Annotated in this window: 14 protein-coding genes; 8 read left to right on the top strand and 6 right to left on the bottom strand. The window is 56.5% G+C overall.

What is annotated here, in order from left to right; genetic code table 11:
- Positions 1-23 precede the first annotated feature (23 nt).
- From ACWI6D_RS02860 to gluQRS, 5 genes are read left to right on the top strand one after another with little or no spacing between them, the layout of a single operon-like run.
- Positions 24-1,766, top strand: a complete 1,743-nt coding sequence (locus tag ACWI6D_RS02860) for a thiamine pyrophosphate-dependent enzyme (protein WP_449133589.1) — start codon at positions 24-26, stop codon at positions 1,764-1,766.
- Between the two features lie 3 nt (positions 1,767-1,769).
- Positions 1,770-2,357, top strand: a complete 588-nt coding sequence (locus ACWI6D_RS02855) for an indolepyruvate oxidoreductase subunit beta (RefSeq protein WP_449133588.1) — start codon at positions 1,770-1,772, stop codon at positions 2,355-2,357.
- Positions 2,358-2,363: 6 nt separating this feature from the next.
- Positions 2,364-2,795 carry a hypothetical protein gene (locus ACWI6D_RS02850; protein ID WP_449133587.1) on the top strand — a complete coding sequence of 144 codons (432 nt, stop codon included), beginning with the start codon at positions 2,364-2,366 and terminating at the stop codon, positions 2,793-2,795.
- A 25-nt stretch (positions 2,796-2,820) separates the two neighbouring features.
- Positions 2,821-4,185 (top strand): phenylacetate--CoA ligase family protein, encoded by a 1,365-nt coding sequence (locus ACWI6D_RS02845; RefSeq protein ID WP_303251239.1) that lies wholly within the window; start codon positions 2,821-2,823, stop codon positions 4,183-4,185.
- Positions 4,185-5,147 (top strand): tRNA glutamyl-Q(34) synthetase GluQRS, encoded by a 963-nt coding sequence (gene gluQRS, locus ACWI6D_RS02840; RefSeq protein ID WP_449133586.1) that lies wholly within the window; start codon positions 4,185-4,187, stop codon positions 5,145-5,147. Before ACWI6D_RS02845 ends, gluQRS begins: the two co-directional genes overlap by 1 nt.
- 18 nt (positions 5,148-5,165) lie before the next feature.
- Here gluQRS and ACWI6D_RS02835 read toward each other — a convergent pair whose 3' ends face one another.
- From ACWI6D_RS02835 to ACWI6D_RS02825, 3 genes are read right to left on the bottom strand one after another with little or no spacing between them, the layout of a single operon-like run.
- Complete coding sequence (locus ACWI6D_RS02835; protein WP_449133585.1) at positions 5,166-5,609, bottom strand: hypothetical protein; 444 nt, start codon at positions 5,607-5,609, stop codon at positions 5,166-5,168.
- A gap of 46 nt (positions 5,610-5,655) precedes the next feature.
- A complete protein-coding gene (locus ACWI6D_RS02830) occupies positions 5,656-6,603 on the bottom strand; it encodes a prenyltransferase (RefSeq protein ID WP_449133584.1) in 948 nt (315 codons plus the stop codon).
- 6 nt (positions 6,604-6,609) lie between these two features.
- Positions 6,610-7,788 (bottom strand): Mbeg1-like protein, encoded by a 1,179-nt coding sequence (locus ACWI6D_RS02825; RefSeq protein WP_449133583.1) that lies wholly within the window; start codon positions 7,786-7,788, stop codon positions 6,610-6,612.
- A 41-nt stretch (positions 7,789-7,829) separates the two neighbouring features.
- Here ACWI6D_RS02825 and ACWI6D_RS02820 point away from each other — a divergent pair, with 41 nt between their 5' ends.
- Positions 7,830-8,261: an acyl-CoA thioesterase gene (locus ACWI6D_RS02820; RefSeq protein ID WP_288284160.1), complete on the top strand. Its 432-nt coding sequence runs from the start codon at positions 7,830-7,832 to the stop codon at positions 8,259-8,261.
- A gap of 259 nt (positions 8,262-8,520) precedes the next feature.
- On the opposite strand, the gene ACWI6D_RS02815 is transcribed toward ACWI6D_RS02820, so the two are convergent.
- Entirely contained in the window at positions 8,521-9,102 is a 582-nt protein-coding gene (locus tag ACWI6D_RS02815) for a hypothetical protein (protein WP_449133582.1), read from the bottom strand.
- Between the two features lie 136 nt (positions 9,103-9,238).
- On the opposite strand from ACWI6D_RS02815, the gene ACWI6D_RS02810 reads away from it, so the two are divergent.
- Positions 9,239-9,697, top strand: coding sequence for a hypothetical protein (locus ACWI6D_RS02810; RefSeq protein ID WP_302716723.1), 459 nt, complete (start codon positions 9,239-9,241; stop codon positions 9,695-9,697).
- A gap of 534 nt (positions 9,698-10,231) precedes the next feature.
- Here the strand turns inward: ACWI6D_RS02810 and ACWI6D_RS02805 are convergent.
- Entirely contained in the window at positions 10,232-11,557 is a 1,326-nt protein-coding gene (locus tag ACWI6D_RS02805) for an IS30 family transposase (protein WP_449133581.1), read from the bottom strand.
- Between the two features lie 206 nt (positions 11,558-11,763).
- Here ACWI6D_RS02805 and ACWI6D_RS02800 point away from each other — a divergent pair, with 206 nt between their 5' ends.
- Entirely contained in the window at positions 11,764-12,594 is an 831-nt protein-coding gene (locus ACWI6D_RS02800) for a deoxyribonuclease IV (RefSeq protein WP_449133580.1), read from the top strand.
- A 7-nt stretch (positions 12,595-12,601) separates the two neighbouring features.
- Here ACWI6D_RS02800 and ACWI6D_RS02795 read toward each other — a convergent pair whose 3' ends face one another.
- Positions 12,602-13,531, bottom strand: coding sequence for an SPFH domain-containing protein (locus ACWI6D_RS02795; protein WP_449133579.1), 930 nt, complete (start codon positions 13,529-13,531; stop codon positions 12,602-12,604).
- Positions 13,532-13,797: the final 266 nt, after the last annotated feature.

The following is a 13,797-nucleotide window of genomic DNA, read 5'->3' as shown; positions in this document are numbered from 1 at the left end:
TTTCCCCGAAAGACGGGAGCACTATGGAACTGTTATCTGGCAACGAAGCAATCGCGCAAGGCGCGTGGGAGGCGGGGTGCCGCATCGGCGTGGCATACCCCGGCACGCCTTCCACCGAAACGCTTGAGACGTTTGCGAAGAAAGACGGCGTGTACGCCGAGTGGTGCATCAACGAGAAAGTGGCCGTGGAGGTGGGCGTAGGCGCTAGCGCCGCCGGCGCGCGCGTGCTCGCAACCATGAAGCACGTCGGCGTGAACGTGGCCGCCGACCCGCTGTTCACCACGTCGTATACCGGCGTCGGCGGCGGTTTCGTCATTTTGGCGGCCGACGACCCGGGCATGTACTCGTCGCAGGACGAGCAGGACTCGCATTACTATGCGCTGTCTGCGCACATCCCCATGCTGGACCCGTCGGACTCCGCTGAGGCGCTTGCGTTCACGCGCGATGCGTTCGACTTGTCCGAGCAGTTCGACACCCCGTTCTTCATCCGCTCTTCTGTGCGCGTGTCGCATACGCGCACACCTGTTGAGTGCGGCCAGCGCGTCGAGCACGACCTGGTGCCGTATGAGACGAACCCGGCGAAGTGGGTCATGATGCCGGCGTTCGCCAAGCCGCGCCGCAAGGTGCAGCTTGCCCGCTTAGAGCAGCTTGAGCAGTGGGTTGAGACGTGCCCGTACAACAAGGTGGAGTACAAGGGTACCTCCATTGGTGTCGTGTGCGCGGGTGCGTGCTATCAGCATGTACTTGAGGCGCTCCCCGAGGCGTCCGTGTTCAAGCTGGGCGTTTCCTACCCGCTGCCGAAAGAGGCCTTGCGCGATTTTGCGTCCGAAGTCGATGCGGTCTACGTGGTGGAAGAGGCTTCTACGTACCTTACCGACGCGGTGCGTGCGCTGGGCATCGACGTGGCGAACTTCCCCTGCGGTCTGCCGCGCGATGGCGAGATGTCGCCGGGCCTGATCCGCGCTGCGTTCGGTGTTGAGGCGCCTGCGCACCAGGCTGCGCCCGACGACCTTCCCGGCCGTCCGCCCGCGCTGTGCGCCGGATGCCCGCATCGCTTGGTGTTCAAGGAGCTTTCGCGCATGAAGGCCGTGGTCACGGGCGATATCGGATGCTATACGCTTGGTGCGCTGCCGCCGCTTTCGGCCATGGACACCACCATCGACATGGGTGCTTCCGTTTCCATGTCCCACGGCTTCGAGCTTGCTTGGGCCGGTACGGAGCATCGTCCTATCGTGGCCGTCATCGGCGACTCCACGTTCGCTCATTCGGGCTTGTCGGCGCTTGTCAGCACCGTGTACAACAAGGGCGCCGGCACGGTGTGCGTGCTCGACAACCGCACCACGGCCATGACCGGTCGCCAGGGCAACCCGTTCAACGGCGAAACGCTGCAGCATCGTCCGTCGCGCGAGCTTGACATGGAAGGCGTCATCCGCGCCATCGGCGTTGAGGACGTGCGCACCGTCGACCCGAACGACATGAAGGCCGTTCGCCTGGCGCTGCGCGAGGCCACGCGCTCCGATGAGCTGTCCGTCATCGTGTTCCGCAGCCCCTGCGTGCTGATTGACCGCATCAAAAAGCCTGTCTACGTGGTTGCCGATACGTGCACCGCGTGCGGCGTGTGCTCCACGCTTGGCTGCCCGGCCATCGCCACGCGCGAGGAAGACGGGCATGCCATCATCGACGCCTCGCAGTGCATCGGGTGCGGCCAGTGCGCCCAGTACTGCGCGTTCAAGAGCATCGTTTCCACGGCCAAGGAAGGGGAGTAAGCCATGTCGAGCGCTACCACCGTTTTGTTGTGCGGCGTCGGCGGACAGGGTACCGTCCTTGCCGCTGACCTGCTTGCCCGCACCGCGCTTGCGTCGGGCTACGACGTGAAGGTTTCCGAGATCCACGGCATGTCGCAGCGCGGCGGCGCCGTTACCACCGTCGTGCGTTTCGGCACCGAGCCTGTTGCCACCATGGTGGCCGATGCAGGCTGCGCCGATTGCGTCGTGTCGTTCGAGACCACCGAGGCGCTGCGCAACCTGCCGTTTGTGCGCGAGGGCGGCTATCTGTTGGTTGCTGACGAGGCTATCAAGCCGCTACCGGTGCTTACCGGCAAAGCTTCCATGCCTGCCAACGCGCGCGAGAAGCTTGAAGCTGTGGGCGCCACGCTTATCCCTGCGGGCCCCATTGCGGCCGAGGTGGCCACGGCGAAATCCGTGAACGTCGTGCTGCTTGGCGCGCTTGCCACGCGCCTGGACTTCTCCGAGGAAGTGTGGGAGCAGGTCATCTCGCAGCGCGTTCCGCAGAAAACCATCGAGGCGAACATGCGCGCATTCCGTGCGGGCTACGAGTTCGCGAAGAAGGAGGCGTAAGTCCCCATGAGCGTCGAGCAGATCAGCGTGTTCGTTGAAAGCAAGCCGGGCCATTTGGCACGCGTCATCGATGGCTTCACGCAGGCGAACGTCAGCGTGCGCGGATACAGCGCTTCCGATACCGGCGATTACGGCATCGTGCGCTTCGTGGTGGACGACCCCGACAAGGCGCTTGAGGTGCTGCGCGATATGAACTGCGCTGCCACGAAAACGCCGGTGCTGTGCCTGCGCCTCGAGGACAATCCCGGCGAGCTGGCGCGCGTCATGGGCGTGCTGTCCGCGTGCAACATCAACGTCAAATACAGCTATTCGCTCATCTCCACGTATATTTGCCTGTACGTGAAAGACCTTGAGCGCGCCGAGCAGCTGCTTGCCGAGCAGCCGGTCGAGCTGCTTGCTCAAGAGGATTTGAAGAACATGAGCGCTGACGTCGCCTAACGCGCGGCAGGAAAGAGTTTTGACGATGATCGATATTTCGAAAAAGGGTGCGGCCCTTGCCGCCGCTGCCGCAGGCAAGTTCGACGAGCTGCCCATCCACAACCCGGATGTTGAGTGCTGCTCCCGCGAGCGCATCCGCGCTATTCAGCTGGAGAAGCTCATCGCGCAGGTTGCATGGACCTACGAGCGCGTCGAGTGGTATCGCAACCAGATGGACGAGATGGGCGTGAAGCCCAGCGACATCAAAACGCTCGAGGATGTTCGCAAGCTGCCGTTTACGGACAAAAGCGCCCTGCGCAAGACGTTCCCGTACGGAATGTTCGCCGTTCCGCTTGAAGAGGTTGTCGAGCTGCACGCCTCTTCGGGCACCACGGGCAAGCCGATCGTCGTTGGCTACAACCGTCACGATATGGATGTGTGGAACGACTGCATCATGCGCCTGGTGCAGATGGCTGGCGTCGTGCCTACCGATCGCGTGCAGATGGCATTCGGCTATGGCATGTTCACCGGCGGTTTCGGCCTGCACTACGGCCTGCAGCGCCTTGGCTGCATGATGATTCCCGCTGGTTCGGGCAACACCGAGCGTCAGATTCAGATGATTCAGGATTACGGCTCAACCGTGCTGGTGGCCACGCCGTCTTACGCGCTGCACGTGTGCGAGGTGGGCGAGCAGATGGGCTTCGATTGGGAGAAGTCCACGCTGCGCGTCGGCCTGTTCGGCGGCGAACCGTGTCCGCAGGCCCTGAAGGCTGAGATTGAATCCCGCATGCATATCGTGTGCACCGACAATTACGGCCTTACAGAAGTTATGGGCCCGGGCGTGTCGGGCGAGTGCCTGGCATCGCGCGACATGCAGCACATTGCCGAGGACCACTTCCTGTGGGAGGTCGTCGATCCGAACACGGGCGAACCGGTGCCCGAGGGAGAAATGGGCGAGCTGGTGCTCACGCCGCTTGACAAGCAAGCTATCCCCGTGCTGCGCTATCGCACGCACGACCTCACGCGCGTCATCACGGAGCCGTGTGCGTGCGGCCGCACGTCTGCGCGCATGCAGAAGGTTCGTTCTCGCTGCGACGACATGCTCATCATCCGCGGAACGAATGTGTTCCCCAGCCAGGTTGAGGACGTGCTTTCCGGTATCGAGGGCGTCACGCCGCATTACCGCATCGTTGTGGATAACGAGACCGGCCTTGACCGCATGGTCGTGCATGTGGAGCTGAAGCCCGAGGCGTTCAGCGATTCGTTTGAGGAGATGGATGCGTTCCGCAAGCGCATCGAGAAGGAGCTCAAGAGCGTTATGCTGGTTGCTTCGAAGGTGAAGCTTGTCGAGCCCGGTGGCATCGAGCGTTCCATCGGCAAAACGAAGCATGTAGAGGATCTGCGCAAGTAATGGCTTGTCCTTCCGAAATAGTCTGCAAGGTACCTGCGAACCGTCCCGTTGTGGGGCGGTTCGCTCCGTGTCCTACCGGCCGCATGCATGCCGGCAACATTTTTGCGGCGCTGATGGCGTGGCTGGTGGCGAAGTCCCAAGGCGGCAGCATCGTGCTGCGCATTGAAGACCTGGATAGGGAGCGTTCGAAGGCGTGCTATATCGATGCCGTGCAGCGTGATTTCGAAGCCTTGGGCCTTACCTGGGACAAGGGCCCGTATTTTCAGCATGATAGGGACGAGGCGTATCGAGAGGGGTTTCGTCTGCTTCAGAATAAAGGGTTGGTATACCCGTGCTTTTGCTCGCGGGCGGATTTGCACGCAGCATCGGCGCCACATCGCGGTGAGAAGTTTGTTTATCCCGGAACATGCAAGAATCTAACGGACGAACAACGCAAAGAACGCGCTTTGACGCGAAAGCCGGCGCAACGGTTGATCGTTCCGGATGCCGTGTATGCATTTGCCGATTTGGTACAGGGGGACTATCGGCAGAATCTTGCTACCGAGTGTGGTGACTTTCTTGTTCAGCGCTCCGACCAGGCATTTGCCTATCAGCTTGCCGTGGTGGTCGATGACGCGGCTCAAGGCGTGACTTCCGTTGTTCGGGGCGTTGACTTGCTGTGTTCAACGCCGCAACAGTTGTATCTTCAGGACGTGCTTGGCCTTGAACACCCCGAGTATGCCCATATCCCTCTGGTTGTTGCCGAGATGAATCGTCGCTTGTCCAAGCGCGATCACGATGCCGCTATCGATGAACTGCTTGCTCGCTTTGGTTCGCCTGAAGCCGTTATCGGGCACATTGCAGGTATTACCGGCATTGCAGCAACGTGTGAACCTGCAACACCGGAACAGCTGCTTAATGGTTTCTCTCTGGCATCGTTGCCGCACATGATCGCTGACAAGGTTCAGATTGCTTGGCGTTAGGCCTTAGTTCTGCTCTCGTTAGAAGAGCAGCGAGAGTACGGTCAGTAGAATCACCAGCACCAACACATAGGTTGAAACACGCACGTTGCTTGATTTGAACTTGGCTTTGGGGTCTTTTGTGGTGCCCAGTTTCGCGAACAAACGCACCGTCAGAACCAAGAACGCAATCATGGCCACATCGCAACCGATCGAGAAGATTTGCGACATCGGCGGTACGTTCAGCGATCGGCCAATCTCGAAGAACAGCAAGCATACGTCAGCTGCGAAAAATGCAAACGTTACAGTTGCTGCTAGTTTACCCAGCAGTTGAGCAGTGTGCTCTTGTTGCTGCTTCTCGAAGTTCTTCGAATCGTCGAACTTGAAAACCAACGATAGGTAGTTGCCGCGAAGCAATTGCATGCCAATGATGGCCGAAGCACAACCAAGCCCCACCGCTACAAATATACGAAGTAGTTCAAGCATGACGTCCCCTTACGTTGAGTCCTTTAGCCGTATCCCCTTGGTGCATCTATAACATAATCGCCGCGTTACTTGCGAAAATCGCTGCAGTATACCATGCGCCCAATGCGATGTTTACGCCGCAAACTTGTGACATGGCAGCTTGCCTACTTTGCGGTGCAAGCGGATTAGCCAGCAGCGCTTTCAGCATAGGATATGCGGACAGAATCATGAAGGGAAGGGCAATAACCCCTTTGGTGAAACAGAATGCAACAAGTACCACGATGGCAATTATCCAGGTATATAGCACTGCGTGGTATGCCCTGCGTGCTTTTTCGCGCCCGAGCACTACCGATAAGGTGTGACGGTTTGCGTCGATATCCTTTTCGATATCGCAAGTGTTGTTCGTGAACATAATGAGGCCCACGCCCAAGATTTCCGGAAGTGCCCAAAGAAGTGCCAGGGGAGTAAGGCTGCCGGAAAGCACGTAGTAGCACGCCAACGGGATAAGACCGCCCATCACCACGCCGCTTACAACTTCGCCGATAGGCAGATATGAGATGGGTGTTTTGCCGGCGGAGTACAACACCACGAACACAGCGCCGATGATGCCAATAATGAGCGGAATAATACCTGCCTGCCAAATGACGTAGATACCCAGGGCAAACGCGGCAACTAAAAGCCCTACGGCAAGCGCAAGCGCAGATCGTGGGTTCACGTTGTTGTAAAGCAGTACAGCGTCTGACGGATCGACATCGTCATCGATAGAGTCAGCGCCTTTCACGTAGTCGTAATAGTCGTTAAAGGTATTGACGGACGATTGCATAAGGATGCAGATGGCAAACAAAACGCAGGACATGCTGAACGATACGGTGCCTCCCGTTGCGGCTGCGCAGGCAACGGCAACAGACGTAGGGAGAATAGCTGCTGGCCAGGTGTGCGGGGCAGCTAGATTGCATGCCATGGTAAGTGTGAAACGTCCGAATGATTGCTTATTTTGATTGTTGGCGTTGGTCATGTATGGTTATCGCTTTCTTGTGTCTGTTTGCCAGAGCGAGCTGCCGGCATTCTTGATGCGTTCGATTGTTTGGGCTTTCAGCGTTCTGCCGAGTCCTTTGAGTGTGCTTGCAAGAAACCGCTTTGTGTCTACGTCGAGTTTTGACCCGGCTCCCATAACGGTTGCCATATTCGAGGCTAGATTTGTTTGAAATTCCGCCCAGCTGGTTGCATTTGTTTGCGTTATCAAATCGTAGATGGTTTGAATGAACCGTTCACGCTCAGCAGGCGTTTTGCTTCGTAGCCATGTGTCCAGCGCGTTGTCGAAGACCTGCGCCGATGCATTGAGGTCTTGCTGGTAGACGAAATCATCACCTTCAACCTGCCACGTAAAGGGGCAGTGCTGAAAGAGAGCGAACGCCGATGCCTGCACCACTTGGTAATCATCGCGACGTTCCAGGATCATGCCGAATGCGGATGATTCGGGAACCATCTTATGCAGCTTTTGTTCATAAGAAGCGCTCGAGCGGCGAGGGGAGGGGTCTTCCAAAAACGAGGGCCCATCGTGATCGTACACGGCAATGATTTTCTGGTACGTAGCTCCATCAGTGCATAATGCCGCATACTGGGCTAAATTGCCCCCTTTGGAGTGTCCGCCTAGTATCAACGGACAATCGGTCGCAGACGATACGCCGGAGAGGTACGCCACCGCCGATCGTTGAGACGGTATGACGGCTTTGTATGAAAGATTGAAGTCTTCCTTCCAGCCGGTAAGCGTTCCATCGGTGCCACGGAACGCAACGTAAGCTACTTCGCTATGCTTTCCATAAAAGAAGAACGTTGAAGCGGAAAACTGCTTGTCTACAGCATCGGCCATTTCGTTGGCGAAAAAAGCAATGGCGACGTCGCGATAGCGACGGCTTGCGCGAAGCGCTGCGATAAACTGCGTGGTCTCATCAGCGTCTTTGAGCCAGCTTCCGCTTGTCAATTGCGTGTGATCGCAAAGTGCAAGGATGTCTGCAATCAAGACGCGTTGTTCGGTATGTGCATCAAGCGTAACGTTGGCGCCTGCAAACTGCTCAAGTGGGGAAGCGGTATCGAAGTTGAAATAGCACAAGGAAGAGAACACCAGCGAATCAACGGGGTTAAACGGCGATTCGGCGAATGTTCTTTGTTCGCGTTCGATATACGTTACGATTGAGTCCATACATTCCATTCTAAACGTTTTAGCTGGTTAGGGAGAGCATCATGAAAGTCTGCACGCCGATAACCATTCGTTATGCGGAAACCGACAAAATGGGCGTGGTATACCACGCTAACTACCTGCTGTATTTCGAGGACGCTCGCACGCACTTTCTTGAGGCGAACGGGTTTCCGTACAAAAAAATCGAAGATGCTGGGTACATGTCTCCTGTTGTAAGCTTTACCGTCAACTATGGCCAGCCTCTTCGTTATGGTGATGTTGCTATCGTGCGTACGTGGGTTTCGGAATCAAAGGGTACGAAAACCACGTATTCATATGAGGTATTCAAGGAGGGCGATGACTTGGAAACGGCTCGTCCTTGCTGCACCGGTTCGAGCGTGCATTGTCTTGTGTCCTCGGACACGTTCAAGCCGGTAAGCATCAAACGCGAAATGCCCGAGCTGTTTGCGATCTATGAAAAAGTTTGCGAATCGTAACCTCTTTGCATAACGCATAACTATACGCTTTGGCATAACGCCTCGGGTCTGCAGGCATTTGCTCGAGAAGACCTGTTGCAAGATAACGTCCGTTGACTAACTCTTGAGGATTTCAACGTTGAGCATGCCTTCTGTCGTTTTCGGCTTCCTGTGTTTCTTGGAAAGGTTTGCGGGCTGATAAGGTTGATGCAATAGCCGCGCATTACGCCTTTTTAGTAACGCAATGAGCTTATAGAATCATGATATCGCGATCTGTCTGCTAGAGAAGTAGCTGAGTGAACGCTGATTTTGCTTGCTGGTCAACTTCCCATTTCTTGTCTTGTAACGAAAGCGAGATGGTAATGGGGTCGTGCTGCTTGGGTTGAGCGTTTTGTAGGTAATCCAGCGAGTTCTCCGCTATGGTTTGAGAGAGCTCGTCGTCGGTGAGGTTCGTTCCCGTCCCGTTTGCTGAACTGGTTTCAGCGTCGCTCTTAAGGGTGCTTGTTGCATCCGACAAGTTTTTGCATGTGATAGTTACGGATGCTTGAGCGGTATCTTTATTGACTTCAATCGAGTTGATTTGATAATCGAACCCATCAAGTAGGGAGGTGCAGAATGTTTTTGCATTAATATTTACGTTTTGCAACGCCTGTTGCGTGTCTTCGGAAACGAGAGAGCTTATAAATTGATCGTCATGGCTTTTGATGGTTTCAAGCTCGGTGGTAAGGGCTTCGGTGATGCGCTCTTCATCAGACGGCCCGCATCCGTTGAGTGCGATGATGGCGCAAATGAGCAAAGCCAGCAGGCTAACGAAGAATAGAAGGCTCTTTGCCTGCAATGGATGCATTTTGCTTGAATTCATATGAGCCTTCCTGGTTGTTAAGTACATGGTGCAGAAACGATAGAGGTATGAGCAACTAATAATCGAACCTCTGTTCGGTATTATACTGAATATTACAAAAGGTTGCAATAGATCGAATCTAGTTAGGGAGAATGATATGGCTACGGGCAATCATGAAGAAATACGTGCTTGGGGCTGGCTTTTGTCCGAGTTGAAATCCATCGCTCAGCGCGAAGGCGTTGAAGTGACGCTTGACGATGAGGATCTGTATATCACAGCTCCACGGGCTGGGTATCCGTTGATTATGCGCAAGTTGTTAAGCGCGGCGGCCATTAAGCCAGAAGACGATGCGGTCATTCGCGCAATTGCCGATAATACCGAGCCTGGAGAAGATTATGGCACTACGTATCAAAGGCTAACCTTGGAAGACCAAGGCGCGTTGATGCTTGAATCTATGCGCTTTGACTCGAATATGATTTCAGTCGAGGATGCTGCTGCTCGGCTGTCTGCTTCCGAACAACGCGTACTGTCGTTACTGAAGGATGGAAAGATTCAAGGGCTGAAAATCCACGGCGTGCAGTACATCTTCGATTCGTCAATTCAGAAGATCCAGTAAACAGTTAGGGTGTTCCTAGCAGTAAGCGTGTCCAGTATGCGCATTGTCGAACCCAAGGGCCTTGGCATAATCATTGGGCTACAAGTTTATTCAAAAATGTCTTGCGTGTGAGAATGTTCGGAACGCGGTTAGGTGATTAAAGAAGCAAATGACGATAAGTGACAATACAAATCGGAAATCATTCACCTATTATCGGTTAGTTTACATAACATATATTATCGATAAATCGTTAACATTCTTTTCGCAGGTTCGCAGGTTGATTGACAAAGCAAAGTCAGCATTTCGTGAAGTCTGGATGAAGTTGTGACTTAACCCTGACAATCCCTGGCCAGGCGCCTTGGAGGATGCTGACTTAAGTCCGTCGAGGTCAGAGAACGGTTGTGCGCCTGCTTGTTCGACCCCCTTACAGCATACACGTATCCTAGCCCCCGTCAAATGATGTGACAGACTTATGTCACATGCTCAGGGCGCGCAATGGAGAGCGTATTCCGTTCGGTCCCGGGCGCCTTGCTTTTTCGCGGTTCGTCCTCGCGTCTACCTGAGCCCTAGCTCGGCGAGCAGGCTCGGCCTCATGACGACCTCGTCGGGGTTGATCTTCCTGATTGCCAGCCCGTCGAACAGGTCGGCGGGCAGTATTCTGCTGGCGATGTCTATGGGCGCCGTGCCGCCCAGCACCGGCCTCGTGTAAGAGTTGACGTGGGAGCAGATGATCGAGAGCTCGTAGTTGGTGATTCCCTCGAAGCAGGTTCCCTTTGGGAGGATTTTCCTCAGCTCGACGTGGTTTTTCTCGCAGCGGCCCTTCTGCCCGGACTGCAGCGGGTCGCAGTAGTAGACGGAGCAGCGCCTGCCTCCGTCCACGCTTCGCTCGATCGCCTCGTAGTCGAGGAACTCGGACCCCCTGTCAGTGAGGAGGACGTTGAAGCTGTCCATGAACGCTTGCCGCCCGCAGAGCATCTCGATGCTGTCGAGCGCCCTCGTCACGCACTCCGAGGTATGCGCCGGCAGCATCACCATGATCTGAAAGCAGAAGCGCCTGAACAGGAGTGTGAGGATGGCTTTGTCCGAGCCTTTGGCCGACACCACGCAGTCCATTTCGACGGCAGACATCTGGACGTCGTAGTCGAGCCTCTGGAAGTCCTCGTATGTCCTGCCCTCAAGGGAATGCCTGAACGGGACCTCGTCCTTCTTTCGCCTCCGCCTCGGCTTGTATTTCACCTTTTTGGGGAGCTCGAGGTTGCAGATGTCGAGGATCCCGAGATTGATGTAGCGGTAGAACGTCCTCGCTCCGACGGGAAACTCGGACCCGTGGGTCTGCCAGATATGGCTCAGGCTTTGCCCCTTCTTCATCAGCGGCTTCACCACGGCGACCATTGCCGCGAGCTCCTCGGGCGAGCAGTCGACGCCTTGGCGGCCCGCCACCTTCGCCCATGCGGCCTCCTCGTTTGCCGCGTCCGCGTCGTAGAACCAGCAGCGATGCCTGCATGCGAGCGTGATCCTCGACCGGCACCCGTTGCACACGTACGGCGCCCTCGAGAGCTTGGGGCATTCGGGCACCTCGACGTACTTTTCGCACACCTTGTTGCATGCCGCGCTGGCGCACCTCGAGCATCTCGAATTGCAGCCCGTCCTGCACATGTTCGTCATCCTGCAGCTGTCGCGGAACTGGCAGAGGTTCTTGCCGTCCAGGTTCTGATAGTGGGTGGTGTCCCGGGTCCTGTGCCTCTTGATTTCGCGGGCCACCGTCGCCCAGCTTACGCCGATCTTTCCGGCGATCGCGCCCACGCTCTCGCCGTCTCTGAGCATGTCTTCGATCATGCGCCTATCGAACATGACAAGGTGCCTGCCTTTTGAAACTGGCATGTCGCGCTCCTTCCTGGCGCCCAGGAAGCATGTTTGAATATTACCAGCTCGTTCTTGGTTTTTGACAGACTTATGTCACATCGAACGTACTTTGAGATGTCAATCTAGGTTAAAACTACGAAACGCGGCTGCAGCACTTCGCCTTGCCGTCATTCGTAATGAGCTGTCGGTGGGCTTTGTTGCTCAGTCGCAGGAAGGAATTGACAATGCTGACCATTGGATGTCATTTATCCACATCAAAGGGCTATCTTGCCATGGGAAAGACCGCGCTAGGCATCGGGGCGAACACGTTCGCCTTCTTTACGCGCAATCCGCGCGGCGGTTCGGCAAAGGCAATCGATCCCGCTGACGCCGCGGCGTTGCGCGAATTGCTAACCGCTAACAACTTCGGCACGTTGGTGGCGCATGCGCCCTATACGTTGAACCCATGCTCGGACAAGCCGCATGCGCGCGAGTTTGCCCGCGAGTGCATGGCCGATGACCTGGTGCGCATGGAGGCCGTGCCGGGCAGTTACTACAACTTCCATCCGGGAAGCCACGTGAAGCAGGGCGCCGAAGCAGGCATCGATCTGATTGCGGGCCTGCTGAACGAGGTGTTACGCCCCCAGCAGACCACCACGGTTCTGCTGGAAACCATGGCAGGCAAAGGCACGGAAGTCGGCCGCACGTTCGAGGAACTGGCTGCCATCATCGAGCGCGTGGAGCTTTCCGACCACATGGGCGTGTGCCTGGACACGTGCCATGTGCACGACGGTGGGTACGATATCGTGAACAACCTTGACGGCGTGCTTGACGAATTCGATCGCGTCATCGGCATCGAGCGGTTGCGCGCCGTGCACTTGAACGATTCGAAGAACCCCTGCGGCGCCCATAAAGACCGCCACGAACGCATCGGCGAAGGCTACATCGGCCTGGAAGCATTCGAGCGCATCGTCACGCACCCGCAGCTGCGCGATTTGCCGTTCATTCTAGAAACCCCCAACGAACTGCCCGGTTACGCCGCAGAGATCGAACTGCTCCGTAAGTTGGCGGGTTAAGCGTCCGCTATTCCCCCGAGCCCTTCTCTGTTTGCTGAGCCGCGAGCAGGTCGGGCAGAATTGAGGACTTGCTGTCGAAGGAGCTGGGCAGCACCACCGTTGACGCTTTTCCGGATTCAGCGAACGAATTCATCATTTCGACCCACTGGGTGTACAGGAACAGCTCGTTGGCCTCTTGGGCGGTGACGCCCGACGATTTGATGGTGTCGAGCGACGCTGCGATGCCGTCGGCGATGGCCTTGCGCTGGTTGGCAATGCCGATGCCCGTTTGCTCCATGGCCTCGGCCTGGGCTTTTGCTGCCACCACGGTTTTCGTGCGCTCCGCCTCGGCCAGCGCTTTAGCGGCTTCCTGGTCGCGCTGCGCAGAGTTGATGGCGTTCATGGAGCGCTCAACGTCCTTCGGCAGCTCGATATCGGTGATAAGCGTGGTGATAATCTCGTAGCCGTAGCCCGCCATCAGCTCGGTGACGGAATCTTTGACGTTTTGCGCGATGAGGTCTTTGTTGTCGAACACTTCGTCGAGCGTATAGCCGGGAATAGCCGAACGCAGCGCATCAGCAATGTAACTTTCCATCTGGTTGATAGGATTGCTCAAAATGTAGTAACTGCGGTAAATGCCAGACTGCTCGACCACCGGCGCCTGATTCTGCTCGACGCGGAACTGCACGGACACGGCCGTGCCGATGGTGACGTTGTCCTTCGTTTTGCCGTTCAGCGAATAGCGCGCTTCCTGCGTGCGCAGGTTCACATTGGCAGCGCGGCGCTCGATGAACGGAATCATGACGTGGAAGCCAGGCGTGACGATGCGGTTGAACTTGCCAAGCCGCTCGATGATGGACGACTCCTGTTGCCGCACCACGAAGAACATGGGCGAGCCCATAACGGCAGAAACAACAGCCAACACAACCACCAGGAAGATAATAGACAGCAGGATCATAGATGGGTCCTTTCTCGAGGCGTTGGAACCATAGTATCCTGAATCGCTTTCCCACATCTGCGTGATTGGACCCCAATTTGAAAAATTTGCGACGACTGGTCATGATGCGCTCGCCCCGCGTTGAGCGAAAGTGCGCCGAGGGCGTTTTAGGAAGCGGGCGCCGCGTTTTGCGGGCGCCTTGAGAAATTGGTGGCGCGCCTGCGGCGCTTTCTATGAGGTGTCGACCTTTCGGTCGACGCTACGGAGTTGACCAGCGAATGAACATG

Source organism: Senegalimassilia sp. (genome assembly GCF_977052095.1).
The sequence above is the reverse complement of the archived record's forward strand: the minus strand, read 5'-3'. Positions and strand labels throughout refer to the sequence as shown.

Bases quoted from the DNA above. Each gene is read 5' to 3' on its own strand.
- ACWI6D_RS02800 (WP_449133580.1), top strand. From the start codon at position 11,764: ATGCTGACCATTGGATGTCATTTATCCACATCAAAGGGCTATCTTGCC.
- ACWI6D_RS02820 (WP_288284160.1), top strand. From the start codon at position 7,830: ATGAAAGTCTGCACGCCGATAACCATTCGTTATGCGGAAACCGACAAA.
- ACWI6D_RS02855 (WP_449133588.1), top strand. From the start codon at position 1,770: ATGTCGAGCGCTACCACCGTTTTGTTGTGCGGCGTCGGCGGACAGGGT.
- ACWI6D_RS02860 (WP_449133589.1), top strand. From the start codon at position 24: ATGGAACTGTTATCTGGCAACGAAGCAATCGCGCAAGGCGCGTGGGAG.
- ACWI6D_RS02805 (WP_449133581.1), bottom strand. From the start codon at position 11,557: ATGCCAGTTTCAAAAGGCAGGCACCTTGTCATGTTCGATAGGCGCATG.
- ACWI6D_RS02795 (WP_449133579.1), bottom strand. From the start codon at position 13,531: ATGATCCTGCTGTCTATTATCTTCCTGGTGGTTGTGTTGGCTGTTGTT.
- gluQRS (WP_449133586.1), top strand. From the start codon at position 4,185: ATGGCTTGTCCTTCCGAAATAGTCTGCAAGGTACCTGCGAACCGTCCC.
- ACWI6D_RS02835 (WP_449133585.1), bottom strand. From the start codon at position 5,609: ATGCTTGAACTACTTCGTATATTTGTAGCGGTGGGGCTTGGTTGTGCT.
- ACWI6D_RS02810 (WP_302716723.1), top strand. From the start codon at position 9,239: ATGGCTACGGGCAATCATGAAGAAATACGTGCTTGGGGCTGGCTTTTG.
- ACWI6D_RS02830 (WP_449133584.1), bottom strand. From the start codon at position 6,603: ATGACCAACGCCAACAATCAAAATAAGCAATCATTCGGACGTTTCACA.
- ACWI6D_RS02825 (WP_449133583.1), bottom strand. From the start codon at position 7,788: ATGGACTCAATCGTAACGTATATCGAACGCGAACAAAGAACATTCGCC.
- ACWI6D_RS02850 (WP_449133587.1), top strand. From the start codon at position 2,364: ATGAGCGTCGAGCAGATCAGCGTGTTCGTTGAAAGCAAGCCGGGCCAT.
- ACWI6D_RS02815 (WP_449133582.1), bottom strand. From the start codon at position 9,102: ATGAATTCAAGCAAAATGCATCCATTGCAGGCAAAGAGCCTTCTATTC.
- ACWI6D_RS02845 (WP_303251239.1), top strand. From the start codon at position 2,821: ATGATCGATATTTCGAAAAAGGGTGCGGCCCTTGCCGCCGCTGCCGCA.